The 25,924-nt window shown below is 67.1% G+C and carries 21 protein-coding genes and 1 tRNA gene; 8 read left to right on the top strand and 14 right to left on the bottom strand.

Translation table 11 applies throughout. The features are described 5' to 3' along the window. Nucleotides 1-46: 46 nt before the first annotated feature. The 6 genes from V7S63_RS01695 to V7S63_RS01670 all read right to left on the bottom strand — a co-directional run bounded on the left by V7S63_RS01695 (nucleotide 47) and on the right by V7S63_RS01670 (nucleotide 8,502). Entirely contained in the window at nucleotides 47-1,159 is a 1,113-nt protein-coding gene (locus V7S63_RS01695) for a DUF2865 domain-containing protein (protein ID WP_336529000.1), read from the bottom strand. A gap of 180 nt (nucleotides 1,160-1,339) precedes the next feature. Continuing rightward, on the bottom strand, nucleotides 1,340-4,486 hold the full coding sequence (locus V7S63_RS01690) for an efflux RND transporter permease subunit (protein ID WP_336528999.1): 3,147 nt from the start codon (nucleotides 4,484-4,486) through the stop codon (nucleotides 1,340-1,342). Then, nucleotides 4,486-5,754, bottom strand: coding sequence for an efflux RND transporter periplasmic adaptor subunit (locus V7S63_RS01685; protein ID WP_336528998.1), 1,269 nt, complete (start codon nucleotides 5,752-5,754; stop codon nucleotides 4,486-4,488). The genes V7S63_RS01690 and V7S63_RS01685 overlap by 1 nt, the downstream gene beginning before the upstream one ends. Nucleotides 5,755-5,969: 215 nt before the next feature. Further along, nucleotides 5,970-6,422, bottom strand: coding sequence for an MAPEG family protein (locus tag V7S63_RS01680; RefSeq protein WP_336528997.1), 453 nt, complete (start codon nucleotides 6,420-6,422; stop codon nucleotides 5,970-5,972). 60 nt (nucleotides 6,423-6,482) lie between these two features. Then, nucleotides 6,483-7,976, bottom strand: coding sequence for an IMP dehydrogenase (gene guaB, locus V7S63_RS01675; RefSeq protein ID WP_091829017.1), 1,494 nt, complete (start codon nucleotides 7,974-7,976; stop codon nucleotides 6,483-6,485). A 181-nt stretch (nucleotides 7,977-8,157) separates the two neighbouring features. Then, nucleotides 8,158-8,502: a hypothetical protein gene (locus tag V7S63_RS01670; protein ID WP_336528996.1), complete on the bottom strand. Its 345-nt coding sequence runs from the start codon at nucleotides 8,500-8,502 to the stop codon at nucleotides 8,158-8,160. Nucleotides 8,503-8,799: 297 nt separating this feature from the next. On the opposite strand from V7S63_RS01670, the gene V7S63_RS01665 reads away from it, so the two are divergent. The 3 genes from V7S63_RS01665 (at nucleotide 8,800) to V7S63_RS01655 (ending at nucleotide 12,257) form a co-directional block, all read left to right on the top strand. Continuing rightward, nucleotides 8,800-10,239, top strand: a complete 1,440-nt coding sequence (locus tag V7S63_RS01665) for an MFS transporter (RefSeq protein ID WP_091829011.1) — start codon at nucleotides 8,800-8,802, stop codon at nucleotides 10,237-10,239. 46 nt (nucleotides 10,240-10,285) lie between these two features. Then, nucleotides 10,286-12,088 (top strand): single-stranded-DNA-specific exonuclease RecJ, encoded by a 1,803-nt coding sequence (gene recJ / locus V7S63_RS01660; RefSeq protein ID WP_336528995.1) that lies wholly within the window; start codon nucleotides 10,286-10,288, stop codon nucleotides 12,086-12,088. A 94-nt stretch (nucleotides 12,089-12,182) separates the two neighbouring features. Next, a tRNA-Glu gene (locus V7S63_RS01655) sits at nucleotides 12,183-12,257 on the top strand. A 65-nt stretch (nucleotides 12,258-12,322) separates the two neighbouring features. On the opposite strand, the gene V7S63_RS01650 is transcribed toward V7S63_RS01655, so the two are convergent. After that, complete coding sequence (locus tag V7S63_RS01650; RefSeq protein ID WP_336528994.1) at nucleotides 12,323-13,924, bottom strand: hypothetical protein; 1,602 nt, start codon at nucleotides 13,922-13,924, stop codon at nucleotides 12,323-12,325. A gap of 326 nt (nucleotides 13,925-14,250) precedes the next feature. On the opposite strand from V7S63_RS01650, the gene V7S63_RS01645 reads away from it, so the two are divergent. Further along, nucleotides 14,251-15,222, top strand: a complete 972-nt coding sequence (locus tag V7S63_RS01645) for an AEC family transporter (protein WP_336528993.1) — start codon at nucleotides 14,251-14,253, stop codon at nucleotides 15,220-15,222. A gap of 33 nt (nucleotides 15,223-15,255) precedes the next feature. Further along, a complete protein-coding gene (locus V7S63_RS01640) occupies nucleotides 15,256-16,359 on the top strand; it encodes a CaiB/BaiF CoA transferase family protein (protein ID WP_336528992.1) in 1,104 nt (367 codons plus the stop codon). Between the two features lie 3 nt (nucleotides 16,360-16,362). On the opposite strand, the gene V7S63_RS01635 is transcribed toward V7S63_RS01640, so the two are convergent. Continuing rightward, the gene (locus tag V7S63_RS01635) at nucleotides 16,363-17,535 is read right to left on the bottom strand and encodes a UbiH/UbiF family hydroxylase (RefSeq protein ID WP_336528991.1); all 1,173 of its coding nucleotides are present in this window, start codon (nucleotides 17,533-17,535) and stop codon (nucleotides 16,363-16,365) included. Between the two features lie 182 nt (nucleotides 17,536-17,717). On the opposite strand from V7S63_RS01635, the gene V7S63_RS01630 reads away from it, so the two are divergent. The 3 genes from V7S63_RS01630 (at nucleotide 17,718) to V7S63_RS01620 (ending at nucleotide 20,183) form a co-directional block, all read left to right on the top strand. Then, nucleotides 17,718-18,689 (top strand): quinone oxidoreductase family protein, encoded by a 972-nt coding sequence (locus V7S63_RS01630; protein WP_336528990.1) that lies wholly within the window; start codon nucleotides 17,718-17,720, stop codon nucleotides 18,687-18,689. 150 nt (nucleotides 18,690-18,839) lie between these two features. Beyond that, nucleotides 18,840-19,868, top strand: a complete 1,029-nt coding sequence (locus tag V7S63_RS01625) for a hypothetical protein (RefSeq protein WP_336528989.1) — start codon at nucleotides 18,840-18,842, stop codon at nucleotides 19,866-19,868. Nucleotides 19,869-19,970: 102 nt separating this feature from the next. Continuing rightward, nucleotides 19,971-20,183, top strand: a complete 213-nt coding sequence (locus V7S63_RS01620) for a hypothetical protein (RefSeq protein ID WP_336528988.1) — start codon at nucleotides 19,971-19,973, stop codon at nucleotides 20,181-20,183. On the opposite strand, the gene rimO is transcribed toward V7S63_RS01620, so the two are convergent. The 6 genes from rimO to cysT form a co-directional block, all read right to left on the bottom strand. Beyond that, complete coding sequence (rimO, locus tag V7S63_RS01615) at nucleotides 20,184-21,503, bottom strand: 30S ribosomal protein S12 methylthiotransferase RimO (RefSeq protein WP_336528987.1); 1,320 nt, start codon at nucleotides 21,501-21,503, stop codon at nucleotides 20,184-20,186. A gap of 259 nt (nucleotides 21,504-21,762) precedes the next feature. Then, nucleotides 21,763-22,626, bottom strand: coding sequence for a sulfurtransferase (locus V7S63_RS01610; RefSeq protein WP_336528986.1), 864 nt, complete (start codon nucleotides 22,624-22,626; stop codon nucleotides 21,763-21,765). Then, nucleotides 22,623-23,060, bottom strand: a complete 438-nt coding sequence (locus tag V7S63_RS01605; protein WP_336528985.1) for an OsmC family protein — start codon at nucleotides 23,058-23,060, stop codon at nucleotides 22,623-22,625. Before V7S63_RS01605 ends, V7S63_RS01610 begins: the two co-directional genes overlap by 4 nt. A 73-nt stretch (nucleotides 23,061-23,133) precedes the next feature. After that, nucleotides 23,134-24,180: a sulfate/molybdate ABC transporter ATP-binding protein gene (locus tag V7S63_RS01600; RefSeq protein ID WP_336528984.1), complete on the bottom strand. Its 1,047-nt coding sequence runs from the start codon at nucleotides 24,178-24,180 to the stop codon at nucleotides 23,134-23,136. A 12-nt stretch (nucleotides 24,181-24,192) separates the two neighbouring features. Continuing rightward, entirely contained in the window at nucleotides 24,193-25,086 is an 894-nt protein-coding gene (gene cysW / locus V7S63_RS01595) for a sulfate ABC transporter permease subunit CysW (RefSeq protein ID WP_336528983.1), read from the bottom strand. After that, complete coding sequence (cysT, locus tag V7S63_RS01590) at nucleotides 25,079-25,924, bottom strand: sulfate ABC transporter permease subunit CysT (RefSeq protein ID WP_091828968.1); 846 nt, start codon at nucleotides 25,922-25,924, stop codon at nucleotides 25,079-25,081. Before cysT ends, cysW begins: the two co-directional genes overlap by 8 nt.

Genomic DNA, 25,924 nt, shown 5'->3' with positions numbered 1-25,924 from the left:
GAATTATCCTAGGGCAGAAATCCTAGGATAATAAACTTAAGACCGCTCAGTTGCGCGAAAATGGCGTCTGCAGCACGACGCGCGCCGGATTCGCAATCGGATCGCGGGGGGTGAGCACGCCACGCAGGCCGAGCGTATCGGCGTCGCTGGCATAGCTGTCATCGTGCAGGCTGGCCTCGCGCACCCGCATCTGCCGGCGCAAGGCGCGGACCTGCGCTTCCCGATGCGAGACGCCGACCTTCTCGTCGATCTGGCGACGGTCGCTGGCCGTCAGGTCGGGCGCGCCGCGGAAATCGCGGAAATCGGCGGTGTTGTAGGGCCATTTGCCGCCGGTGAAGGTCCGCACCCGTCCGTCGAGCACGATGCTGTCGCCCGGACGCAAGGTGAAGTCGCGCAGCAGCGAGACGCGGCGATCCTTCGCCGTTGCGATGGCAGGCCGGCAGGCTGGATCGGCGCCGCGCTCATAGGCATAGGCCATCGGCAGCTGGCGATAGGTCTTGCCGTCGTTCGCCACGGCGTCGTCGATCGTCGCGGCGCCGGCCGCGACCTTGAAGACCTTGACCGGCACGCCGGGGTTGGCGGCCTGGCAGAGCGCCTCATGCGCCCTGAGATCGGACTGGCTGCGCAGATGGCCGATCGGCGTCTGGAAGCCGTCGCAGAGGCGCACGCAGATGGTCCGCGTCACATCGGCCGCGCCGGACACGGTGTCGTAGCGGATCGGCGGCAGCTTCGGCTTCTGCTGCACCTGCCTGGCTGCAGCACGGACCGGCTTGAACGGATTGAGCTCGACCGGCGGCGGTGCAAGACGCCCATCCGGGCGTGCCTGCTGGAAGAAGGGCACGGACCAGGTGTGGCGGGCCGGGGCATAAGCCGACACGGGAACGGAGGCGTAGGCGGCCCGAGCCGGCACGCGTTCGGCCCGGCGGGTAGCTTCCTCGCGATAAAAGGCGCGGATTCCGGCGTCGTCCTCGGCCTGGACCAGCGAGACGGTCAGGACCGTGCCACTCGCGCCGAGCGCGAGCCCGACGCCGGCCATGGCGACCATGCGCAAGCCACCGCTGCGGCCACGCGAGACGGAATTCACCTTCGTCGAGGAACTGGAACCGGTCGGCGGGACAGGATCGGAACGCAGGCAATCGACATTACGGACACGAAGCACCGCGATCTCTCCACCGCTCGCTAGTTCATTGTCCGCCGCAGGATTGGCTTAGTTTACTTTTCGTTAAGACTCAACGGCCGCGCAGCAGCCGTCACCGCAAAGCCGGCGTCATCGTTAATGCGCAGATCGCTGGAATAGGGTCTGCCGGTCTGAAGCGACCGGCGGCCGGAGCCGGATGCCTCAATCCGGCTGGCGATGCACCGCCTGCGGGATCGCGACCGGGATCGCGCCCGGCACCGAGGCCGCTTCCTCCCGCTCGCCGCGACCGCGGCCGGAGATGAAGCTGTCGACCTTGTCGAGATAGAAATAGACGACCGGCGTGATGTAGAGCGTCAGCAGCTGCGAGACGACGAGGCCACCGACCACGGCGATGCCGAGCGGCTGGCGCAGTTCCGCTCCGGCGCCATGGCCGAGCGCGATCGGCAGCACGCCGAAGATCGCCGCGAAGCTCGTCATCATGATCGGCCGGAAGCGCACCAGCGCGGCATCACGGATGGCAGTCAGCGCGTCGTCACCCATCTTGCGGCGCTCGATCGCGAAGTCGACCATCATGATCGCGTTCTTCTTGACGATGCCGACCAGCATCAGGATGCCGATGATCGCGATCACTGACAGGTCCATGTGGAAATACTGCAGGGCGAGGAGGGCGCCCAGGCCCGCCGAGGGCAGGCCGGACAGGATCGTGATCGGGTGGATGAAGCTCTCGTAGAGAATGCCGAGGATGATGTAGATCACCAGGATCGCCGCGAAGATCAGCAGGCCCTGGCCCTTCAGCGCATCCTGGAAGAGCTGGGCCGAGCCGGCGAAGCTGGTGACGATCGAGGCGGGCAGGTTGATGTCGCGCTCGGCGGCGCGGATCGCGTTGACGGCATCGCCGAGCGAGACGCCAGGTGCCGTGTTGAACGAGATCGTCACCGCCGGCTGCTGCGAGATCCGGTTGACTGCGAGCGGCCCGACGCTTGGCTTGATCGTCGCCACCGCCTCGAGCGGCACGTTCTGGCCGTTGGCGGCCTTGAGCATCAGGCGCGACAGCACCGCCGGGTCCTGCTGGTAGGCGCGCTCGGCCTCCATGATCACCTGGTAGTCGGTCGCTGGCGTGAAGATCGTCGCGATCTGGCGCGAGCCGAAGGCGTTGCCGAGCGCCTGGCGGATCTGGTCGCTGGAGATGCCCAGGCTGGCGGCGCGCTCGCGATCGATGTCGATCGAGAGCTGCGGGTTGCGCAGTTGCAGGTCGATATTGGCGTCGCGCAATTGCGGCAGCTGCGCCAGGCGCTGCTGCATCAGTGGCGCGTAATTGAAGAGCGCGCCAAGGTCGGGCCCCTGCAGCGAATAGAGATACTGCGCCCGCGAGGAACGGCCGGCGTTGAGGTTGATGTTCTGGACCTGCTGGAACACCGCGGTGATGCCCGGCACCTCCGAGACGGCCCGGCGCAGGCGCGCGATCACGACCTCGGCCTTGTCGCGCTGCTCCTTCGGCTTCAGCGCGATAAACATGAAGCCGTTATTGGTGGCGTTGAAGCCGCCGATATTCGAGGTCAGGTAGTCGATCGCGGGATCGGCCTTCACGATCTCGGCGAGACGGATCTGGCGCGCCGCCATCGCCTCGAACGAGGTATCGGGCGGGCCTTCGGTCGAGCCGCGCAGGAGGCCGGTATCCTCGGTCGGGAAGAAGCCCTTGGGCACGTCCATATAGAGCTGGACCGAGACATAGACCGTGCCGAGCGTCACCAGCAGCATCAGGAAGCGCGCCCTCAGCACGAGGTCGAGCGTCCAGCGATAGGCGCCGAGCATGCCCTGGAAGCCGGCTTCGAACACACGCTCGACGATGTTCGGCTTCTTGTGATGGTCGTGCGCCTTGAGGAAGCGGGCGCACAGCATCGGCGTCAACGTCAGCGAGACGAAGCCGGAGACGATGATCGCCGCGGCGATCGTGCCGGCGAATTCGGCGAAGACCTTGCCGACCACGCCGCCCATGAAGAAGACCGGGATGAAGACGGCGACGAGCGAGATGGTGATCGACAGGATGGTGAAGCCGATCTCGCGCGAGCCGTCGAGCGCCGCCTGGAACGGCTTCTTGCCCATTTCGATATGCCGGATGATGTTCTCCAGCATGACGATGGCGTCGTCGACGACGAAGCCGACCGCAAGCGTCAGCGCCAGCAGCGAGATGTTGTCGAGCGAATAGCCCAGCGCAAACATGATCGCGAAGGTGCCGACCAGGGAGATCGGCAGCGCCAGCGTCGGGATCACCGTTGCGGCGAAGCTCTTCAGGAACAGGAAGATCACCATGATGACGAGGGCGATCGCGATCATCAGCGAGACCTCGACGTCCTCGACCGCCTCGCGGATCGGGATCGAACGGTCGTTCAGGACGTGCAGTTCGATCGCTGCGGGCAATTGCGCCCGATAGGCGTCGAGCTTGTCCTTGATGCTGTCGACGACCTGGACGGTGTTGGCGTCCGACTGGCGGTAGACCGCGAGCATGATCGAGCGCTGGCCGTTGTACCAGCTGCCGGTCTGGTCGTTCTCAACGGAATCATAGATCTGCGCGACGTCGTTGAGGCGGATCGGGATGCCATTCTTCTGCGAGATGATCAGGTTGCCATACTCGCCGGCGCGTTCCATCTGGCCGGTGGCGCCGAGCGTCAGGCGCTGGTTGGAGCCATTCAGCGTGCCGACCGGAGAGTTGGAATTCGCCGCAGCGATGGCGGTGCGGACTTCGGCAAGAGAGAGGCCGCGGGCCGAGACGGCGTCGGGATTCACCCGCACTCGCACGGCGTATTTCTGCGCGCCGAAGATGTTGACCTGAGCGACGCCGGGCAATTGCGAGATCTGCTGCTGCAGGATGTTCTCGCCGAATTCATGGACCTCGTAGAGCGGCTTGGTCGCCGAGGTCAGCACCATGAACAATACCGGCTGGTCTGCCGGGTTGACCTTCCTGAAGCTCGGCGGGGCAGGGAGCTCGGGCGGCAGGCGCCGCACCGTCGCGCTGAGCGCCGCCTGCACGTCGAGCGCGGCGCCGTCGATGTTGCGGTTGAGGTCGAACTGAAGCGTGATCGAGGTCGAGCCCTGCTGTGAGACCGACGACATCGAGGTGATGCCGGAGATCGAGGCGAATTCGCGCTCGAGCGGCGCCGCGACCGAGGAGGCCATCGTTTCGGGGCTCGCACCCGGCAGGCGGGCGCTGACATTGATGGTCGGGAAATCGACCCGGGGCAGTGCCGCGACCGGCAGCTGCTTGAAGGCGAACAGCCCGAAGATCAGGAACGTCGCCATCAGGAGGGTCGTCATGACCGGGCGACGGATGCAGAGCTCGGGCAGGTTCATCAGCCGGCGCTCCCCCGCTGGGAGGTGAGATTGGGCGCCGGCGGGCTCTGGCCGCCGCGGCCGCGCTCGATGGTGCGCGCGCCTTCTGTCAGCAGCAGTTGCCCGTCGATCGCCACGGTCTCGTCGCCGGTCAGGCCCGAGGCGATGACGGCGCGGTCATCGACATTGCGCGCGACGACGATCGGCCGGGCGCGGGCGACATTGTTCTCGATCACGAAGACATAGGAGCCGTTCTGCCCGGTCTGGACGGCCTCACGCGGCACGGTGACGGCATCGGGCTCGGTCCGCAGCGTCAGCCTGACCTGGCCGAGCGCGCCCGGCCAGAGCGTCTCGGCGGGATTGTCGAAGCTGGCGCGGATCTGGATCGTGCCGGTCGTCGCATCGACCGCATTGTCGATCACCGCGATCGTACCCTCGATGGTCCTGCCGACGCCCTGCTGGCTCGCCTGGACGACCGCCGTCTTCGCCTGCATCGCCTCGCGGATCTCCGGCAGATAGCGCTGCGCCACGGCGAAGCTGACATAGATCGGGTCGATCTGGTTGATCGTCGCGAGCATCGCCGAGCTGTCGCCGCTCTTGGCGATGTTGCCTTCCTTGAGGGCGGCGACGCCGACGCGGCCCGAAACCGGCGCGCTGATCGTGTAATAGCTGAGCTGGACGCGCAGGCTGTCGACAGCCGCCTCGCCGCCGCGGATGGCGGCGCGCAGCGTGCTCACGGCCGTGCGGGCGGTATCGAGCCGTGCGTCGGTGGCGATCTCGCGCCGCGAGAGCTCTTCGGCCCGCCGCAGATCGGATTCGGCCGCAATCAGCGAGGCCTTGTCGCGCGCGACATTCGCCTCGGCCTGACGGAGCTGCGCCTCGAGCTGGCGTGAATCCAGCCGGAACAGCACGTCTCCCTTGTTGACCATGGCGCCATCGCGGAATTCGACCGCCATGATCTGGCTGTCGACGCGCGAGCGGATGTTGACGGTCGAGATCGCCTGGACGGTGCCGATCGCATCGATCCGCACCGGCATCGGCCGGCGCTCCACCTTTGCGGTGACGATCGTCACCGGCGGCCGGTTGGCCTGGCCCCAGCGGTTGTTGCCGCCCGCTGCGGGGGCTGATGCGGTGGCGGCGGGCTTGGCCGGGCCGGGGATCACCTTGCCGTAAGGAACCTGATCGAGTGGCCAGGGAACGGGGCGCCCAGTGTAATGAAGAAACGCGCCCGCGGCGAGCACGCCCGCGGCCGAGAACAGAGCCACACGCCCGAAAGTCAGCACTGCCATAGAAAGCCTTGCGCCACGGGAACGCCGTATCCGGCAAATTCGGACGGTCGCTCCCCCCATTGTCCTCACCGCAAGAATTTAGCATGAAGACGGCCCGGTTTCGACGCAAGTGTCTAACACGGTTTATTGAGCGCTGTAGCGACGAGGTGACAGGACGACAATTCGGCCGGTCGAAATCGGCCGCACACGTCTTGCGTGCGACAAGCAAAAGCTGTTCAGAGAACAGCAACCACGATACCAACCCACATGAAGAACAGGCAAGCAATGCCAGCAGCAAAGATGAGTGCACGCTGCTTCAGGCTGTTGGTTCCAGTGTGAACCAATGTATGGACGACACGTGTCGCGACATAAGCCCAGGCCAGCGCTGCCATGACGTAGCCGGTCGCGCCGACATGGATCGCGATCAGGATCAGCGCGAAGAACAGGACCGGAGTCTCGAACTGATTACTGAAATTGGCCGCGGCCAGTCGCGCGGAGTCAGGATAACGCTCGGTCGAGACCGCGATATCGGCGAGCCCGACCTCGCGATTGGCGAAGGCCCGCTTGCGGCGCTGGAACATGATGACGAGGACGACGAAGCTCCAGAAAATCTGGGCCAGCGCCGGATAGATAAGCTTGAGCGTCATGTCGTCCTCTTCGCGGAGCGGCGGACCGACAACTGGGTCCACGCTCCGGAAGTATCTGATGCCCGATCGAAAAAGGACAGATCGCCGTGAGGCGATCCGAGATCAGGAGCGCGTCGGATAGTTCGGGCTTTCGCGCACGATCGTCACGTCATGGACATGGCTCTCGCGCAGGCCGGCGCTGGTGATGCGGATGAAGCGGGCCTTGTTGCGATAGTCTTCGAGGTCGCGGCCGCCGACATAGCCCATCGCGGCGCGCAGGCCGCCGGCGAGCTGATGCAGCACACCCGAGACCGGGCCCTTATAGGCGACCTGGCCCTCGATGCCCTCAGGCACCAGCTTCAGCGCATCCTTGATGTCCTGCTGGAAATAGCGGTCGGCCGAGCCGCGCGCCATCGCACCGACCGAGCCCATGCCGCGATACGCCTTGTAGGAGCGCCCCTGGTACAGGAAGGTCTCGCCCGGTGTCTCGTCGGTGCCGGCAAGCAGCGAGCCGACCATGGCGCAGGCAGCACCGGCCGCGAGCGCCTTGGCGAGGTCGCCCGAATACTTGATGCCGCCATCGGCGATGATCGGGATGCCGGCCTTCTGCCCCGCCGAGGCCGCATCCATCACCGCAGTGAGCTGCGGCACGCCGACGCCGGCGACGATACGGGTGGTGCAGATCGATCCGGGGCCGATGCCGACCTTGATCGCGTCGGCGCCGGCATCGATCAGCGCCTGAGCGCCGCCGGCGGTAGCGACGTTGCCGGCGATGACCTGGACGGCATTGGAGAGCTTCTTCACCCGCGTCACCGCCTCCAGCACCTTGGCCGAGTGGCCATGGGCGGTGTCGACGACGATGAGATCGACGCCGGCATCTATCAGCATCTCGGAGCGCTCGAATCCGAGGTCGCCGGTCGTCGTCGCTGCCGCGACCAGGAGCCGGCCCCGGCTGTCCTTGGCGGCATTGGGATGCGTGACCTGCTTCTCCATGTCCTTGACGGTGATCAGGCCGATGCAGCGGTAGTGATCGTCGACCACCAGCAGCTTCTCGATGCGGAACTGATGCAGCAGTCGGCGGGCTTCATCCTGCGCGACGCCCTCGCGAACCGTGATGAGGCGGTCCTTGGTCATCAGCTCCGAGACGGGCTGTTCCGGATTGGCGGCAAAGCGCACGTCGCGATTGGTCAGGATGCCGACCAGCTTGCCGTTGTGCCCCTGAGGCCCGCGCTCGACGACCGGGATGCCGGAAATGCCGTTGTTGCGCATCAGCGTCAACGCGTCGGCCAGTGTCTCGTCGGGATGGATCGTGATCGGGTTGGCGATCATCCCGGATTCGAACTTCTTGACGAGGCGGACCTGGTCGGCCTGCTGTTCGGGGTCGAGATTGCGATGCACGACGCCGAGGCCGCCGGCCTGCGCCATGGCGATCGCCATCTTCGCCTCGGTGACCGTATCCATCGCCGAGGCGATGATCGGCAGGTTGAGCGAGATCGTCTTGGTGAGCTTGGTCGAGATGTCGACATCGCCAGGCATCACCTCGGACGGGCCGGGCTCGAGCAGCACGTCGTCGAAGGTGAAACCGTCGCGAATGAGGCCGTCAGTGATCGTCGCCATCGTCAACTCCGGGGCCGGTGCGGCCGGCACTGAAAAAGGGGCAGGGCGGATATGCCCTAAGCCGAGTTGACGAGGCCCGATATCACGCGTGTGACCGGCCCGCTAGGGGCGTTGTGACAAAAACTGTCTGAGCGGTCCCGGCCGGACGGCCGGACCGCTTAGAGCCCAGATGGGGCCGAGCCTATTGCTGCTGCGCCGGGCGTGTCCGGCCAGCCTGCTGCGCTGCCGGCCCGGCCGCCTTCGGCTCGACGCCGAAACAGCCCATGCCCATCATCATGCCGCCTTTGGCGTTCGCCATCTGCTGGCATTCCTTCTGACGGGCGCAGTTGTAGTTCCGCAGCGCATCGCCCGAACCCGGGGTGACGACGCGCATCGCGCAGCCGTCTTCCCAGCTGGTCGACTGGGCCAAGGCCGGCGCCTGGCCAGCGCTGAAGAACGCGGCGCCGGCCAGCAAAGCGACAGCGGCACCGTGACGCAAAGCGGTCACGGTGAGCGAGCGGACTGCGTGGTGGGTGGAGTTGATCATAGGACACCTCTTGCCCGCGGACCGGCCGCGTCGGCGTAAGCGAAACCATCGCCCCTTCAACCCAAGAGATAGGTATGGTTGAGCCGGATCGCCTTGTCGCAAACGCATAACGGGGCCGCTCTCACGTCCTTGTGACGACGTGAGAGCAGATCGGAAGCCGACTTTCCTTGAATAGCCACAGTCCCCTCGCCATGCACCGGATCCAATCCTCGTCACCAAGCCCCTATTGGCCCTCGCCAGCCGGATAGAGCCGCATTAAAGGGCAGCGGGCGGCGAAAAATCCGAAAGTTCGATACCTTGCAGCGCGCCAAGCTCCTGCCTCTCATCGTCGCCTGCGCGTTGTTCATGGAGAACACCGACTCGACGGTGATCGCGACCTCGCTGCCGGTGATCGCCAAATCGCTCGGCGAGGATCCGATCGCGCTCAAGCTGGCGCTGACGTCCTACCTCGTCAGCCTCGCCGTCTTCATCCCGATCTCCGGCTGGATGGCCGACAAGTTCGGAGCCCGCACCATCTTCAGGACGGCGCTCGGCATCTTCATGTTCGGCTCGGTGCTTTGCGCCTTCTCGAACTCGCTCGGTGCCTTCGTCGGCGCGCGCTTCATCCAGGGCATGGGCGGAGCGATGATGGTACCGGTCGGCCGGCTCGTCATCCTGCGCAGCGTCGAGAAGTCCGAACTCGTCAGCGCGCTGGCCTATCTAACGGTGCCGGCGCTGGTCGGCCCGGTCGTCGGCCCGGTGGTCGGCGGCTTCATCACGACCTATTTCGACTGGCGCTGGATCTTCTTCATCAACCTGCCGATCGGCCTGCTCGGCATCGCGCTCGCGACAATGTTCTTCGAGGATATCCGCGAGGAGGACGTCGCCCCGCTCGACATCACCGGCTTCCTGTTGTCATCGACGGGCTTCGCCGCGCTGATGCTCGGCCTCGCAACCGGTGGGCGCCATCTCGTGCCCGTTGCCGTCTCCTATGGCTGCGTGGCGTTCGGCATCGTGGCGCTGGTCATCTACTGGTTCCATGCCCGCCGGCTGGCTTATCCGGTGCTCAATCTCTCGCTGCTGCGCATTCCGACCTATCGGATCGGCGTCCTCGGCGGCTCGATATTTCGCGTCGGCATCGGCGCGATCCCCTTCCTGCTGCCTTTGATGCTGCAGCTCGGCTTCGGGCTCGACGCACTGCAATCTGGCCTGATCACCTTCGCTTCGGCGGCCGGCGCCCTCGTGATGAAGACGCTGGCGAAGACGATCCTCGCCCGCTTCGGCTTTCGCGGCGTGTTGACGTTCAACGCGTTGATCGGCTCGGCCTTCCTGGCGGCTTCAGGCCTGTTCACGCCGACGACACCGCACTGGCTCATGCTTGGCGTGCTCTTCGTCGGCGGCTGCTTCCGCTCGCTGCAGTTCACCGGCATCAATGCGCTGAGCTATGCCGACGTCTCGAACCGCGACATGTCGAGCGCGACCAGCTTCTCCAGCGTCGCCCAGCAATTGTCCCTGAGCCTCGGCATCACCGTCGGCGCCTTCGCGCTGGAGGCCGCCAATCTCTACAATGGCGGCAAGGCGCTGGGCGCAGGCGATTTCTGGCCAGCCTTCGCCCTCGTCGGCCTGATCTCGGCCTCATCGGCATTGTGGATGATCAGGCTGAAGCCCGATGCCGGTGCAGAGGTCTCCGGCCACGCTCCGGTGAGCGCCCGCAAGGTCACGGCGCAGGCGATCGAGGATCAGAAGCCGCTCGAGTGATGCTCTGCCGATTGACGAAGCCGCGCCGCTGCGCCAGCGGTGGCGCATGACCCTCGGCCAGAATCGCCTGTTCCTCGGTGTCGGGCACTCCGCCCTCGGACGCCCCTGGCGCAATCGCCTCGATCCCGCGGGCCTCGCGCAGGCCGAGGCGCTGGCGCAGGTCGAAGGCGTGCCCGACACGCTGGCGCGCGTCCTCGCCGGCCGCGGCGTCGCCTCCAGCGAGGCGCTGCGCCATCTCGAGCCGAAGCTGCGCGACCTGCTGCCGGACCCGTCCGTGCTGCGCGACATGGACCGCGCCGCACAGCGGCTCGCGCAGGCGGCGATATCCGGCGAGAAAGTCGCGATCTTCGGCGACTACGATGTCGACGGCGCCTGCTCGGCGGCCCTGCTCGCCGGTTTTCTCGCCGAGGCCGGAGCAAAGCCGCGCATCCATATCCCCGATCGGCTGATCGAGGGCTATGGCCCCAATGCCGAGGCGATCACGATGCTGGCCGGCGAGGGCGCGACGCTGCTCGTCACCGTCGACTGCGGCACCACCAGCCACGAGCCCCTGCAGCAGGCGGCACGGCTCGGCCTCGACACCGTCGTGCTCGACCATCACCAGGCGCCCGAACTGCTCCCCGAGGTCCAGGCGCTGGTCAATCCCAACCGGCAGGACGATCTCTCCGGCCTGGGCCATCTCTGTGCCGCCGGCGTCGTCTTCCTGGCGCTCGTCGCGACCAATCGCGAACTGCGTCGGCGCGGCGCCTGGCAGGCGAGGGGCGGTGAGCCCGATCTGCTCGCGGCGCTCGATCTTGTCGGGCTGGCGACGGTCGCCGATGTCGTGCCGCTGATCGGCCTCAACCGAGCCTTCGTGCGCCAGGGCATCGCCGTGATGCGACTGCGCCAGCGCCCCGGCCTCGCGGCGCTGCTCGACGTCGCCGGGCTCGATGGCCCCGTGCAGGCCTGGCATCTCGGATTCCTGCTCGGGCCGCGCATCAATGCCGGCGGGCGCATCGGCGACGCCGCTCTCGGCGCCCGCTTGCTTCTGACCCGCGACGAGGTCGAGGCGCGCACGATCGCCGCCGAGCTCAACCGGCTCAACCAGGAGCGTCAGGAGATCGAGCGGGCTGCGGTCGAGGAAGCGGTGGCCGAGGTCGAGCACCGCTTCGAGGATGCCGCTTCGCATCCGGTGCTGGTCGTCGGTTCGGCCGATTGGCATCCTGGCATCGTCGGACTGATCGCGGGCCGCCTGAAGGAACGGTTCAACCGGCCGGCCTTCGCGCTGGCGCGCAATGCCAATGGCGGCGCGACCGGCTCGGGCCGTTCGATCGCCGGCGTCGATCTCGGCTCGGCCGTGCGCCAGGCGGTCGAGGCCGGCCTTGCGGTCAAGGGCGGTGGCCATGCCATGGCGGCGGGCGTGACGCTGGCGCCAGGACAGGAGGGCGCCTTCGCCAATTTCGTCAGCGAGAGGCTGGCCGGCGGCGTCGCCGGCTCGCGCGAGGCCGAGGCCCTGCTGATCGACGCGGCGATCAGCGCCGGCGGCGCCAATCCGCGCCTGCTCGCCGAGATCGACCGGGCCGGACCGTTCGGCGCCGGCTGCCCGGAGCCGGTCTTCGTGCTGCCGGCGCACCGCCTGACGGAGGTGATCGAGGTCGGCGCCGGCGGGCATCTGCGCATCAAGCTGCGGGCGGGCGATGGCGCCACCATCGGGGGAATCGCCTTCCGCGCCGCGCGCGAGCCGCTCGGCCAGGCGCTGCTGGCGGCACGCGGCGAGAGCGTGCATCTGGCCGGCACATTGACGCTGAACCGCTGGGGCGGCAGCGAACGGGCCGAGGTGCGCGTGGTGGATCTGGCCCGGCCGCTGTGAGCGAATGCGAAAAACCCTGACAACGGGGTTGCCCAAGCTTCGCCGGGACACTATAGCTCGCCCCGCCTCGCAAGAGCGCTTCGCGCTCAGGCCCGCGGTCTTCGTCTATCGGTTAGGACACCAGCCTTTCACGCTGGGGAGACGGGTTCGACTCCCGTAGACCGCGCCATTCCCGCCAGCGCTATAGGCATCGCAACGCCGCTTGGCATACGTCCTCTCGGCGCTCCGGGTAGGCTACTTCCTCAGATACATGTCCCAGCAGGGCGACAGCGCGACGAGCTGGCGGCCCTCCAGAGCCTGCGCGAACTGCTTCCAGATCGCCGCCCGCTTGACCTCGTAGGGGCATTTGGGCCGCATGATCGCGTCGATGTCGCGCAGGGCCTCCAGCATCTCGCGCGTGACCTTCGGATTGGTGCGCTCGGTATCGATGCCGAGCGCAACGTGCTGCGGCGCGGCGCGACCGAGCAGATGGTTGAACGGGCTGACGAAATCGAGTGCGAAGAAGCCGTTCAGCTGGCGACGATTCGCCGCCTCCCAGCGCTTGATCGCATCGAGCCCCTGCTGCACTTCGAGCAGCCAGGTCGCCTGGTGATCGATCTCCGAGAACAAGGTCGCCGACGGCAGCAGGCCCTGGCGGGCGAGGTCCTCATAGGCCTCCTTGTATTTCGGATAGTGCTCGATCTGGGCGATCGCCCGCTGTGCGAGTTCAGGCTTGAGGCTGACGCGGCCGAGCGGTCCGACATCCGGCACCGCCAGCGCCTGGTAGCGCGGCGCAGCGATCAGCGCCCGCGCGCCCCGCTCCAGGAAAATCACGGCGCTCGGCAGCGACACCGCCATGACGAGCACCAGCACCCATGGGCGCAACGGGTCGCCGAACCTGTGAGAATGGTCCTTGAGGATCAGGATCAACACCGGCCAGAGCCCGATGAACTCGAGCGATCCGCTGTTCTGCGTCTCGCCTAGGACGAGGGCGAAGAGGCTTGCGCTGAGCCAGCCCAGCGGCGAGATCAGCAGGCTTGCCGGCGACAGCCTGTCTCTTCGCGCCATGTAGGCAAGGACGCCGATCAGCGCCAGGCAGGGCGCTATCACATTGAACTTGATCGAGCCCAGCGTCAGGAAACGCCGCAGGAACGAGGCGGAGTTGAGCAGGGCGAGGTCGATGATGTCCTCGACATAGGCATAGACCACGCCCGTCGCGAGCTCGATCGCGCCCAGGCACGCTATGACCGCGCCGGCGGCGATCGACGCATCGCGAAGGCGCATGCGCCCGGCCAGGACCGCATAGCCGACGAGGGCGGCGCCCGATACCGGGCCCGTGACCTTGACCAGGAACAGCGCGACCATCAGCACCGCGACGAGCGTCGTCAGCAGGATCCGGCTCTCGACGAAGAGGAGTGCCGCCAGCAGCAGATAGAGCAGCAGGGCGACATGGCGGTTGTAGTACCCGAAGCCATCAAAGCCGGGCGACGGGTAGAGGCTATGGAGGTTGATCGGAAGCGAAGTCAGGAACAGGAACGGAATGACGATCGCCAGCGAAAGCTTGCGCGAGCGCGCGTCGATGTCCCAGGCGATCAGCGCGGCGATCGGCAGCGAGATCGGCACGATCGCCCAGTTGGCTAGCAGGGCCGGCTGGGCCTGCGGGAACAGCGCCTTGATCCCCGCGGTGAGATAGAAGCCGAGCGGACCGATCGAGGTGAAGAAGTCGATATTGGGGATTTGGCCCTGCCGGATGCGCTGGGCGGCGTCGAGATAGATGTCGGTATCCCAGTAGTTCGGCCCCAGCGGCAGGCGGATCGGCAGTGCGAGCCCCAGGATCACCATCACCAGGAATGCCACGATCCAGAAGACCGGAGACGTGATCGAAGATCGCCAGACTGCCCCGGACACCGAGCTACCTGCTGCCGCTTGAGAGCTGCTCATCATCGCCTTTTCCATGAGCCATTCGGGGAACATGGCAGAAATGTGTTACCCGATCGCTTCCAGCTTTGTCGAAAGCTGCAATTTTTAGTTGCATGAAACGAGGGGGCGGAACTCGGGCAGCGGGCTCACCGCAACGGCATTTCGCGACCGGCGCAGGGATGTGCGCCCCTGCGGGTTCTCAGGCGCCGGCGGCCATCCTATAAGGCGGCGCAGCCGCCATCGTCGGCGCTCGAGAGTGCCGCATGGCCGACATCGCCAGCCTGTTCAATCTGGTCGCACCCTTCTTTGGGTTGATCCTGCTCGGCTTCCTGATCGGCCGCTACAAGCGCCTGCCGGGCGAGGGGCTCGCCTGGATGCAGTTCTTCCTGATCTATGTCGCGCTACCTTGCCTGTTCTACCGGCTGATCGCCGACAAGCCCCTGAGCGATTTGACCAACTGGCGTTTCGTCGCGGTGACGACGCTCGCGACCTTCTGCGCCTTCGTGCTCTCCTTCGCGCTTGGCTGGCGCCATACCCATGGCGACATGCCGCAGGCGGTGATGCAGGGCGTCGCCGGCTCCTATTCCAATATCGGCTATATGGGCCCGCCGCTGATCCTGGCGGCGCTAGGGCCCGTCGCCAGCGCCCCGGTCGTCCTGATCTTCGTTTTCGACAACCTGCTGCTGTTCTCGCTAATTCCGTTCCTGATGGCCCTGGCCGGCGTCGAGAAGCGCAGCTTCGCCGCGACGGCGGGCGAGGTGATCCGGCGGGTCGTGACCCATCCTTTCAACGTCGCCACCGTCGCCGGCGTGCTCGCGGCCTTTCTCAAGCTCGAATTGCCGACCGCGATCGACAAGATGACGCTCTGGCTCTCGCAGGCCGCCGCCCCCTGCGCGCTCTTCCTGCTCGGCGTGACCGTTGCATTGCAGCCGATCCGGCAGATGCCGAGCGAGCTGCCCTGGCTCGTCGCCATCAAGCTGCTGCTGCACCCGCTTCTGGTCTGGCTGCTGCTATCCGGCCTTGGCGACTTCTCGGCACCCTGGGTTTATGCCGCCGTGATCATGGCGGCGCTGCCGCCGGCACTGAACATTTTCGTGATCTCGACGCAGTACCGCGTCGGCATCGAGCGTGCCTCGGCCTGCATCCTTGTCGGAACCATCGTCTCGACGGTGACGCTGACGGGCTTCCTGTGGCTGGTGAAGACGGGCAGGATGCCGGCAGATTTGTTCCACTGACGGCCTGAACGGCCTGTCTTCCCGGGCCCAGCGATGCAGCCACTCTCCGACCTCCTCGTCCTCGACTTCTCGACCCTGCTGCCCGGACCTCTGGCGAGTCTCTTCCTCGCCGAAGCGGGCGCGCGCGTGATCCGGATCGAGCGGCCGGATGGCGAGGACATGCGCCGCTTTCCGCCGCAATTCGGCGAGACCTCCGCTCCCTTCGCCGCGCTGAACCGCGGCAAGCGGAGCCTCGCCATCGATCTCAAGGCGCCCGGTGCGCTGGAGCGGCTGACACCGCTGATAAGGCAAGCCGACATCGTGATCGAGCAGTTCCGGCCGGGCGTCATGTCCCGGCTCGGCTTCGGCTACGAGGCTCTGAAGGCGCTCAATCCGCGGCTGGTCTACTGCTCGATCAGCGGCTACGGCCAGGACGGCCCACGCGCCGCCGAGGCTGGCCACGACATCAACTACCAGGCGATCGGCGGGCTGCTCGGCCAGTCGCTCGCGCCGGGCCGCGAGGCACCACTGCCGCCGACCCTAGTCGCCGACATTGCCGGCGGCGCCATGCCGGCGGTGATCAACATCCTGCTGGCCTTGCGCGAGCGCGACCGCTCCGGCCAAGGCTGCCATCTCGACATCGCCATGACCGACGCGATGCTCACCTTCTCATGGTACGCGCTGGCACAAGGGCGGGCCTCGGGCCGCTATCCCAATGGCGGGGAGGGGCTGCTCACCGGCGCCAGCCCGCGCTATGGCCTCTATGCCACGGAGGATGGCTGTTTCCTCGCCGTCGGTGCGCTTGAGGAGAAGTTCTGGACGAGTTTTTGCGAGGGCATCGGGCTCGCCAAAGAGCTCCGCGACGACCGGCATGATCCCGCAGCCACGCGAGCCGCAATCGCCGCGATCATCGCCGGTCAGCCGGCCACTCATTGGCGGGCGACGATCGAGCCGCTCGACTGCTGCTGCACCGTGGTGCGCACGCTCGACGAGGCGCTGGCAGATCCGCAGCTGACCGCGCGCGGCCTGCTCGACCGGCAGGTTGAGGAGCCCGGTGGAAAGCGCATGGTGTCGACGCCATTGCCACTCGCGCCTGTCTTCCGCGACGCCGCGCCGGCGCTGCGGCCAAGCCCGCCGGTCGGCGACTACGAGATTTGAGGTTCAGCCCGCCGCAGTGCCGCCGGCCAGCCCCTGGCGCATGACCAGGCGGCGCAAGGGTGCGATGCGCGACAGCGCCAGCAGCCCGGCGCCACGCATCAGGTCGGCCGGCAGCAGGTCGGTCAGCAGGGTCCGGTTGAGCGCATCGACAGCGCCGGTGCGCAGGCGCACATCGGCCTGGCGCGAGCGATCATAGGCTGACAGCGCCGCAAGCTCGCCGGGATCGTCAGCGCCGGCGACGGCATCGCGCAGGGCCGCGACGTCGCGCAGGCCGAGATTGAGCCCCTGCGCCCCGATCGGCGGGAAGACATGCGCGGCTTCGCCGATCAGCGCCATGCGCCCACCCGCGAACCGATCGACCGACAGGCCGCCCATCGGCACGCGCCCGCGCGGGCCTGCAACCGTGAGCGCGCCGAGGATCGAATGGGTCCGGCGTTCGACCGCCTGGGCGAACGCAGAATCATCGAGCCCGGCGATCCGCTCGGCCTCAGTCGGTTCGACCAGCCAGACCAGCGAGGAGCGCCGGCCGGGCATCGGCACCAGCGTGCAGGGCCCCGAGCGGGTGTGGAATTCGGTCGATGCGTCCCGATGCTCGCGGCGATGGCTCAGGATCGCCGTCAGCGCCACCTGCGGATAGCTCCAGTCGCGCGTCGTGATGCCGGCAGCCTCACGGACCCGCGACTTGCGGCCATCGGCGCCGACGACGAGGCGGGCCGCGACAGGCGTGAAGCCGTCACCCGCCAGACGGACGCTGTCGGCGCCCGCCGTGATCTGCGTCACTGCCTGCGGGATCATGCGGATGCGTGGCTCGGCGGCCGCCTTCGCGGCCATCGCCGCGACCAGCGCGGCGTTCTCGATGTTCCAGCCGAAGGCCGGCAGCCCGAGCTCGGCCGCCTTGAACTCGACCGGCGGCTGCCGAAACAGGCTGCCGGTGTCATCGACCATACGCATGACCGCAAGCGGCGCCGCGACTGTGTCTAGCGTTTCCGTCAGGCCAAGCGCTTCGAGCAATCGCCACGAGCCGTCGAGAAGAGCGACCGTGCGGCCATCGCGCGGCGCGCTGGCCTGCCCGAACAGCGCGACCTGCCGCCCGGCGGCGGCGAGCGCGAGCGCCGCCGCGAGCCCGACCGCGCCCGCCCCGACGATCGCGATGTCGCAATGCTGCTGGTCCGTCATGGCCTTTCGGTAACCCATGCCGGCGCCGCTGGCGAGCGCACGCTTGCCGCAGGACAGCGCCGTCTATGCAAATTCGCCAGCACGCCCGGCGTCGAATGCCGGTCGCGAATGCGGCGCGGCCGTTGCGCCCAAGCAGGGCAAGTCCCTATCGTCGGCGCCATCGACAGGAGGAGATGATCGCCATGGCGAAAGCAATCCGCGTACACAAGACCGGTGGCCCCGAGGTTCTGCAACTGGAGGAGATCAGCCTGCCGGCACCGGGGGCGGGCGAAATCCTGATCCGCAACCGCGCCATCGGCCTCAACTTCATCGACACCTATTTCCGCACCGGCCTCTATCCGGCGCCGCTGCCGTTCACGCTCGGCAATGAATCGGCCGGCGACGTGCTCGCGGTCGGCCCCGGCGTGACCGAGTTCAAGCCGGGCGACCGCATCGCCGTCGTCGCCGCCCACGGCGCCTATGCCGAGGAGCGCATCGTTCCGGCCTCGGCCGTCGTCGCCTTGCCCGACAACGTCTCTTACGAGGCCGCCGCCAGCATGCTGCTGAAGGGGCTGACTGCCGAATACCTGCTCCATCGCACCTATCCGGTGAAGGCCGGCGACACGATCCTGGTCCATGCTGCGGCCGGCGGCACCGGCTCGATCCTGTGCCAATGGGGTAAGGCGCTCGGCGCGACCGTGATCGGCACGGTCGGCAGCAAGGAGAAGGCCGAACTCGCCAAGGCGAACAAGGCCGACCATGTCATCCTCTACCGCGACGAGGACGTTCCGGCGCGGGTCAAGGAGATCACCGGCGGCAAGCTCTGCAACGTCGTCTATGACGGCGTCGGCAAGGACACCTTCATGGGCTCGCTCGATTCGCTGCGACCGTTCGGCCTGCTGGCGAGCTTCGGCAATGCCTCGGGCGCGGTCGAGGCCTTCAATCTCGGCATCCTCGCCGCGAAGGGCTCGCTCTACGTCACCCGCCCGACGATGAACACGCACACCGCCAACCGTGAGACGCTGGTCGCGATGGCGAAGAACCTGTTCGAGGCCGTCGGCTCCGGCAAGGTCGCCGTCGCGATCAACGCTCGCTTCGCGCTAAAGGACGCCGCCGACGCCCACCGCGCGCTGGAAGGGCGCGGCACGACCGGCTCGACGGTGATCGTGCCGTAGCGGCGGCGCAATTTCCGCCTGAATCAAAGGTTAGGTGAATTGCGGTCCGGCCGGGTGGCCGGACCGTTTCCGTTTCAGGTATGCCGCTTGCGCATTCACAGGGTCATCGTTTCGTCGAGCCTCGTTCTGGCTCTCGCAGTTGGCGGAGCCGTGATCGCTCCGCCGGCTTTGCAGGGCTGGCGCCTCCAGCAGGCGCAGGACGATCCCACCGAGCTGTCGCGGCTGCGCCTCCCCGGCGTCGCGACGCAGGATCGCATCGCCCATGAGGTCGACCTGGCGGTGACGACCGGCGATCTTCCCCTCGCCGAGAGTTTCGTCGCGCTGGCAGCCGAGCGCGGGATCGCCGTCGCACCAGAACGCATCGCGCGGATCGAAGTGTTGCACGAGACTGCGCTAAGGCGGGCCGTCTCCGACTTCGGCTACGGCTTCGTCGCGGGTGAGCGCGAGAGCGAGGCCGCCTTCGCCGGTGCGCTGGTCGGCGATATCAGCGGCTTCGGCGATCTCCGCGATCTCGCCCGCGAAGGCAGCAGGCTGGCGGCTGGCGAGACGATCGACGAGACAGTGTTGGTGCTCGCCGCTGTCGGCCTGGCGATCAGCGCCGCAACCTGGGTCAGTCTCGGAGGTGGCCTTCCGGCCCGGGGCGGCGTCAGTGCCGTCAAGGCGGCGAGCAAGGCAAAGCTGCTTTCCCCCGTGCTGACCGCGAATCTCGGCCGCATGGCCACCGGCGCCATCGACCGGCCGGCCCTGACGGCGAGCCTCGGCGCAGCAGCCCGCCTGGACCTTGCGGCAGCAAAAACGGCGGCAGGTGGCATCGTCCGGCCCGCAGCGCTGGCGCGCTTCACCGCGCTCGGCCAGGACGCCGGCGCGCTCTATGCCCGGACAGGTCAGCGCGGCTTGCGCCAAGTGCTCGCCGTCGCCGAGGACGCCGGCGATGTCGGCCGGGCCGCGAAGCTCGCGGCGGCCAAGCCGTCGACCGTGCGCGCAACTCTCAGATTGCTCGGGCGCTCGGCGTTGGTGCTCGGCGCGCTCAGCCTGCAGGCAGCCGGCTGGATGCTGGCGCTGCTCGGCTACGCACTGGCCGTCGCCATGGCGGCGCAGCGCTTCGGCTGGTGGCTCGGACGGCTCGGTCGAAAGCGTCGCGCCATCTCTCGCAGGGAAGCGTCCGCGCCAACTCCCTGACGTAGAGGGAGCAAGAAAATCGAAAATTCCGAAACCTGAAAGCGAAAGCGCACCTGGAGCCGGCAAAGCGGGACCAACAACAAGATCCCTGGTCCCTACGTCATGTCCCCGCTTCTTCGCCGCGTTGGTTTCGCTCTCTCCTTCGTCATTGTCGCGATGGCGCTCCAGGCGCAGCTCTCCGCCCGTCCGACATTGCAGTTCGCCACCCAGATCAGCGATGCCCAGGTCGTCTTCGAGAAGTCGTCGCGTCCCCGCGTCGGCCGAGTGACCGAACCGCGCCGCATGCCGCGGACTGTGTCGGCTGCGCTTGCCTGATCAGACCGCCATGCCGTGCAGGTCGTAGGCGTCGGCGCGCTCGATCTTCACGGTGACTATATCGCCTGGCCGCAGCGGCCGCCGGCTCGAGACATAGACATTGCCGTCGATCTCCGGGGCGTCCCATTTCGAGCGGCCCTTGGCGACTGTCGGCCCGGCCTCGTCGATGATCACCGGAATGCGCTTGCCGACACGGCCCTTGACGATGCGGGCCGAGACCTCGGCCTGCGTCTTCATGAAGCGATGCCAGCGCGCCTCCTTCTCGCCCTCGTCGACCAGCGGCAGGCCGAGATCATTGGCGGTCGCGCCCTTGACCGGCTCGTATTTGAAGCAGCCGACCCGCTCCAGCTTCGCTTCCTTCAGCCAGTCGAGCAGAAAGTCGACGTCCTCCTCGGTTTCGCCGGGGAAGCCGACGATGAAGGTCGAGCGGATGGCGAGGTCCGGGCAGATCTCGCGCCATGTCCGGATCCGCTCCAGCGTCTTCTCGTGATGGGCCGGCCGGCGCATCGCCTTCAGCACCGAGGGCGAGGCATGCTGGAACGGAATGTCGAGATAGGGCAGCACGTTGCCCTCCGCCATCAGCGGGATGACCTCGTCGACATGCGGATAGGGGTAGACATAGTGCATCCGCACCCAGACCCCCATCTGCCCGAGCTCGCGCGCCAGCTCGAAGAAGCGGGTGCGGACTTCGCGATCCTTCCACATCGACGGCGCATACTTGATGTCGAGCCCGTAGGCGCTGGTGTCCTGCGAGATCACCAGCAGTTCCTTGACGCCGGCCTTGACCAGCTTCTCGGCCTCGCGGAGCACATCGCCGATCGGCCGCGAGACCAGGTCGCCGCGCAGCCTGGGGATGATGCAGAAGCTGCAGCGGTTGTTGCAACCCTCTGAGATCTTTAGGTAGGCGTAATGCCGCGGCGTCAGCTTGATGCCCTGGTCAGGCACCAGGTCGATGAAGGGGTCGTGCTTGGGCGGCACGGCCTGATGCACGGCCGAGACCACGCTCTCATAGGCCTGCGGGCCGGTGATCGCGAGCAGGTTCGGGAAGGCGTCGCGGATCTGCTCGGGCTCGGCGCCCATGCAGCCGGTGACGATGACCTTGCCGTTCTCGGCCATAGCCGAGCCGATCGCCTCCAGCGATTCCTGCTTGGCGCTATCGAGGAAGCCGCAGGTGTTGACGATGACGACGTCGGCGCCCGCATGGCTCTTGCTGAGCTCATAGCCCTCCGAGCGCAGCGAGGTGATGATGCGTTCGGAATCGACGAGCGCCTTGGGGCACCCGAGAGAGACGAACGAGATTTTCGGCGCGACGGCGTTCATCGGCGGCGGGACTCTGAAATACGGAGCAAGGGAAGGGGGCGGCAAGGCCGGCGCGTTGGCGCTTCCTTTGATCCTTTTTGGACGAATTTGCAAATGTGGAACGAGGCCGCCCCGATCTTGTTCAATCTGCCTCGTCATTCCGGCTGGAGCGAAGCGGAACGCCGGAATCCATCGTAAGGCCCGGCGCTCGACGATGGATTCCGGAGCTGCGCCGCTCGCGCGGCTTGTCCGGAATGACGCGGAGGTTGATCGAGTGCGGCTAGTCTGCCCCCACCTCGACTGGCCGCTCCGGGTCCTGTGTCCAGTCGGTCATCGAGCCATCGTAGAGCGAGACCTCCTCGCGCTCGAGCAGCTCCGACATCACGAACCAGTTCAGCGACGCAGTGTGGCCGGTGTTGCAATAGGAAATCACCGGGCCGTTCGGCACCGGGCCGAACAACGTGCCGAGCTCTCCGGCAGGCTTGAACCGCCCGGTCGAAGGGTCGAAGGCCGCCGAATAGTCGCGCGAGACGGCGCCGGGAATGCGCCCGGCGCGCGCGGCCTCCGCCGCCTTTTCCTGTCCCTCGAAATAGCTGGCCGAACGAGCGTCGACGAGCGTCGCCAGCTTGCTGCGCGAAGCAACGAGCGTGGCGTCGGCGGTGCTTCTGAGCTTCTGCTGCACGACCACCGGGTAAGGCGAGGCCGGCACCGGCCTGGACGGACCGGTCTCGACCCGCAGGCCGGGCGCGGTTCGCCAGCCGTCGAAGCCGCCGTCGAGGATGGCCTGCTGGCCGTGGCCGATCAGCTTCAGCGTCCAGTAGACGCGCGTCGCGGCGGCAAGATCGCTGGCGCTGAGCCCGGCGGGGACGATCACCACCTTGCTCGGGGGAGTGACGCCGAGCCGCCCCACCAGTTCGGCGAGATGGTCGAGCGGCGGCAGCATGCCCGGCGCATTGCCGACTTTGGCGCGCCAGCCGTCGGCGGCGTAGTCGCTGTGCACGGCACCGGGGATATGGCCGGCCTCGAAGGCCTGGCGCCCGCCCTCGGCGGCGGCACGAATATCGATGATGACGAGATCGGGCGAACCCAGCGCTCCGGCCAGGACGTTGGGCGATACCAGCCCCGAGGTCGGGATGTCCGTCATTCGGCGGCCTCCTGTTGCAGTTCCTCGATGACCACGAGCGAGGTGCTCATCTGCGCGGTCGCCCCCAGCATGATCGAAGCGGAACAGTACTTTTCCTTCGACAATGTGACGGCGCGCTCGGCCTTGGCCTGCGACAGGCCGCGGCCGCTGATGCGATAGGCGAGGTGGATCTTGGTGAAGACCTTGGGGTCCTCGGTCGCGCGCTCCGCCTCGACCTCGACCTCGCAGCCGGTCACCGCCTCGCGGCCCTTCTTCAGGATCTGCACGACGTCGAAGCCAGTGCAGCCGGCGAGCCCGATCAGCAGCATCTCCATCGGCCGAATGCCGATATTGCGGCCGCCATATTCAGGCGCACCGTCCATGACCACTGCATGGCCGCTGCCGGCTTCACCCAGGAAGGCCATGCCCTCGACCCATTTCGCTCGCGCCTTCATGGCCATCTCCTGTCGTCAGAACATGTCAGGCGACAGGGATAACCCGCCCGGTGCGCGAAAAGCGAGGGCGGCATCAGGCCGCGGCGAAGAGGTTGCCATGCGTGATGCGCAGCCGGATCCGCTCGCCGATCGCCGGCGCGACCTGACTGGCGAGGTCGACGTCGAGCCGCTTTGGCAGCCCTTCGACGGCGACTTCGGCGCGGCGCAGCGGCCCGTTCCGGCGCAGATGCTCGACGACACCGGGCAGAGCGAGCGGCGCATCATCGACGATGCGCAAATGCTGCGGCCGGACATAGAGCGAGGCCGGGCCGCCCTGATTCTGGCGCAGACCGCCCAACACCGGCCGGTCCTGGAAGAAGGCCTGGCTGCCGACGACCTTGACCGGCAGATGGTTGGCGTCGCCCAGGAACTGGCAGACGAAGGGCGTCGCCGGATGGTCGTAGACATCGTCGGGCGAGCCGACCTGCTCGAGCCGGCCGTCATGCAGGATCGCGACCCGGTCGGCGAGCTCCAACGCCTCCTCCTGGTCGTGCGTGACGAAGACGGTGGTATGGCCGGTGTGCCGGTGCAACTCGCGCAGCCAGGCGCGCAAATCCTTGCGGACCTTGGCGTCCAAGGCTCCGAAAGGCTCGTCGAGCAGCAGCACGCGCGGCTCGATTGCCAGCGCCCGGGCGAGCGCGATGCGCTGACGCTGGCCGCCCGAGAGTTGGCTCGGATAGCGCTTTTCGAGGCCCGGCAGCTGGATGAGTTCCAGAAGATCGGAGACGCGCTTCTTGATCTCGGCCGAACTCGGCCGTTCGGCGCGCGGACGCGACTTCAAGCCGAAGGCGATGTTCTCGGCGACGCTCATCGTCTTGAACAACGCATAGTGCTGGAAGACGAAGCCGATCCGGCGCTCGCGCAGCGACAGCTCGCGGGTATCGGTCTCGCCGAAGAGCACGCGGCCGCGCTCGGCCTGTTCCAGCCCGGCGATGACGCGCAGCAATGTCGTCTTGCCCGAGCCGGAGGGACCGAGCAGCGCGACGAGTTCGCCCGGCTGGATGTCGAGCGAGACGCCGCGCAGGGCGGGGAAGTTCTGGAAGCGCTTCTCGACGCTTTCGATGGTGACGGCGACCGACATGGGCTGTTCCACTCAGTGACGGCGGCTGGCGGCGATCGCGTCGGCGAAATGCCACTCCAGGACGCTTTTTAGGACGAGCGTGACGAGGGCAAGGCCCGCTAGCAGCGAGGCGACGGCGAAGGCGGCGGCGCCCATGTACTCGTTGTAGAGAATCTCGACATGCAGCGGCATGGTCGTGGTCACGCCGCGGATCTTGCCCGAGACGACGGCGACCGCGCCGAACTCGCCCATGGCGCGGGCATTGCAGAGCAGCACGCCGTAGAACAGGCTCCATTTCACATTCGGCAGCGTCACCGTGAAGAAGGTGCGCCAGGGCGAGGCGCCCAAGGTCAGCGCCGTCTCCTCGTCGGCCGAGCCGAGCGACTGCATGTGCGGGATCAGTTCGCGCGCGACGAAGGGGAAGGTGACGAAGATCGTCGCCAGCAGGATGCCCGGCACGGCGAAGATGATCTTGAGGTCGTTGGCCGCGAGCCAGGGGCCGAAATAGCCCTGCGCGCCGAAGAGCAGCACGAACACCAGACCCGAGATCACCGGCGAGACCGAGAAGGGCAGGTCGATGAAGCTGATCAGCAGGCTCTTGCCGCGGAATTCGAACTTGGCGATCGCCCAGGCGGCCGCCAGGCCGATGATCACGTTGAACGGCACCGCGATTGCCGCGATGAGCAGGGTCAACCGGATCGCCGCCAAGGCATCCGGCTCGAGGATCGCCTCACGGTAGGCGTGCCAGCCACGCGCCCCGGCCTCGACGAAGACCGAGATCAGCGGCAGGAACAGGAAGAGGCTAAGGAAGAGGAGCGAAATCGCAACCAGCACGAACTGGACGATGCGGGATTCGCCCTTGACGCGCCTTGCGGCGCGGGCGGGCGCGAGGTCCTCGATCTGATAGGGCAGGCTGGCGTCAGACATCCCCGAACCTCCGGCGGGCGCGCGCCTGGATCAGGTTGACGAGCAGGATCAGCGAAAACGAGAGCAGGAGCATGATCGTCGCGACCACGGCCGCCCCGGCATAGTCGAACTGCTCCAGCCGGATCACGATCAGCAAGGGTGCGATCTCGGAGACCATCGGCACATTGCCGGCGATGAAGATGACTGAGCCGTATTCGCCGACGGCACGCGCGAAGGCGAGGACGAAGCCAGTCAGCAGGGCCGGCAGCACCGGCGGCAGCAGCACGGAGAAAACGGTGCGCCAGCGGCTGGCTCCGAGCAGCGCCGCCGCCTCCTCGATATCGGCAGGCAATTCCTCCAAGACCGGCTGGATGGTGCGGACGACGAAGGGCAGCCCGATGAAGATCAGCGCCACCATCACGCCGAGCGGCGTATAGGCGACCTTGATGTTGTAGGGGGCTAGCAGGCTGCCGACCCAACCATTGGGCGCATAGATCGCCGCGAGCGCGATACCGGCGACGGCCGTCGGCAGGGCGAAAGGCAGGTCGACCGCCGCATCGATCAGGCGCCTGCCCGGAAAATCATAGCGGACGAGCACCCAGGCCAGGATCAGCCCGAAGACGGCATTCACTGCCGCGGCGAAGAAGGCTCCGAAAAAGGAGAGCTTCAACGCGGCCAGCGTCCGCGGCGAGGTCGCCACCGCCCAGATGTCGGCCGGGCCGGCGCTCGCCGCCTTGATGAAGAGCGCGGCCAGAGGAATCAGCACGATCAGCGACAGGGCCGTTACGGTAATACCCAGCGCCAGGCCGAAGCCTGGCAGGATGCTGGGCTCGCGCCAGCGGGAGACTGCCGCCGTCAT

It is taken from the genome of Allobosea sp. CCNWLY174, assembly GCF_037120455.1.
In the GTDB taxonomy this organism is placed as follows: domain Bacteria; phylum Pseudomonadota; class Alphaproteobacteria; order Rhizobiales; family Beijerinckiaceae; genus Allobosea; species Allobosea lupini.
Note: the sequence above shows the minus strand (reverse complement) of the source record. Positions and strands in the feature narration are given on the sequence as shown.

Coding starts and splice junctions, on each gene's coding strand:
- V7S63_RS01685 (WP_336528998.1), bottom strand. CDS start 5,754: ATGGCAGTGCTGACTTTCGGGCGTGTGGCTCTGTTCTCGGCCGCGGGC.
- V7S63_RS01645 (WP_336528993.1), top strand. CDS start 14,251: ATGGCCGACATCGCCAGCCTGTTCAATCTGGTCGCACCCTTCTTTGGG.
- V7S63_RS01605 (WP_336528985.1), bottom strand. CDS start 23,060: ATGAAGGCGCGAGCGAAATGGGTCGAGGGCATGGCCTTCCTGGGTGAA.
- rimO (WP_336528987.1), bottom strand. CDS start 21,503: ATGAACGCCGTCGCGCCGAAAATCTCGTTCGTCTCTCTCGGGTGCCCC.
- V7S63_RS01635 (WP_336528991.1), bottom strand. CDS start 17,535: ATGACGGACCAGCAGCATTGCGACATCGCGATCGTCGGGGCGGGCGCG.
- cysW (WP_336528983.1), bottom strand. CDS start 25,086: ATGTCTGACGCCAGCCTGCCCTATCAGATCGAGGACCTCGCGCCCGCC.
- recJ (WP_336528995.1), top strand. CDS start 10,286: ATGACCCTCGGCCAGAATCGCCTGTTCCTCGGTGTCGGGCACTCCGCC.
- V7S63_RS01670 (WP_336528996.1), bottom strand. CDS start 8,502: ATGATCAACTCCACCCACCACGCAGTCCGCTCGCTCACCGTGACCGCT.
- V7S63_RS01620 (WP_336528988.1), top strand. CDS start 19,971: ATGTCCCCGCTTCTTCGCCGCGTTGGTTTCGCTCTCTCCTTCGTCATT.
- V7S63_RS01640 (WP_336528992.1), top strand. CDS start 15,256: ATGCAGCCACTCTCCGACCTCCTCGTCCTCGACTTCTCGACCCTGCTG.
- V7S63_RS01630 (WP_336528990.1), top strand. CDS start 17,718: ATGGCGAAAGCAATCCGCGTACACAAGACCGGTGGCCCCGAGGTTCTG.
- V7S63_RS01690 (WP_336528999.1), bottom strand. CDS start 4,486: ATGAACCTGCCCGAGCTCTGCATCCGTCGCCCGGTCATGACGACCCTC.
- cysT (WP_091828968.1), bottom strand. CDS start 25,924: ATGACGGCGGCAGTCTCCCGCTGGCGCGAGCCCAGCATCCTGCCAGGC.
- V7S63_RS01610 (WP_336528986.1), bottom strand. CDS start 22,626: ATGACGGACATCCCGACCTCGGGGCTGGTATCGCCCAACGTCCTGGCC.
- V7S63_RS01600 (WP_336528984.1), bottom strand. CDS start 24,180: ATGTCGGTCGCCGTCACCATCGAAAGCGTCGAGAAGCGCTTCCAGAAC.
- guaB (WP_091829017.1), bottom strand. CDS start 7,976: ATGGCGACGATCACTGACGGCCTCATTCGCGACGGTTTCACCTTCGAC.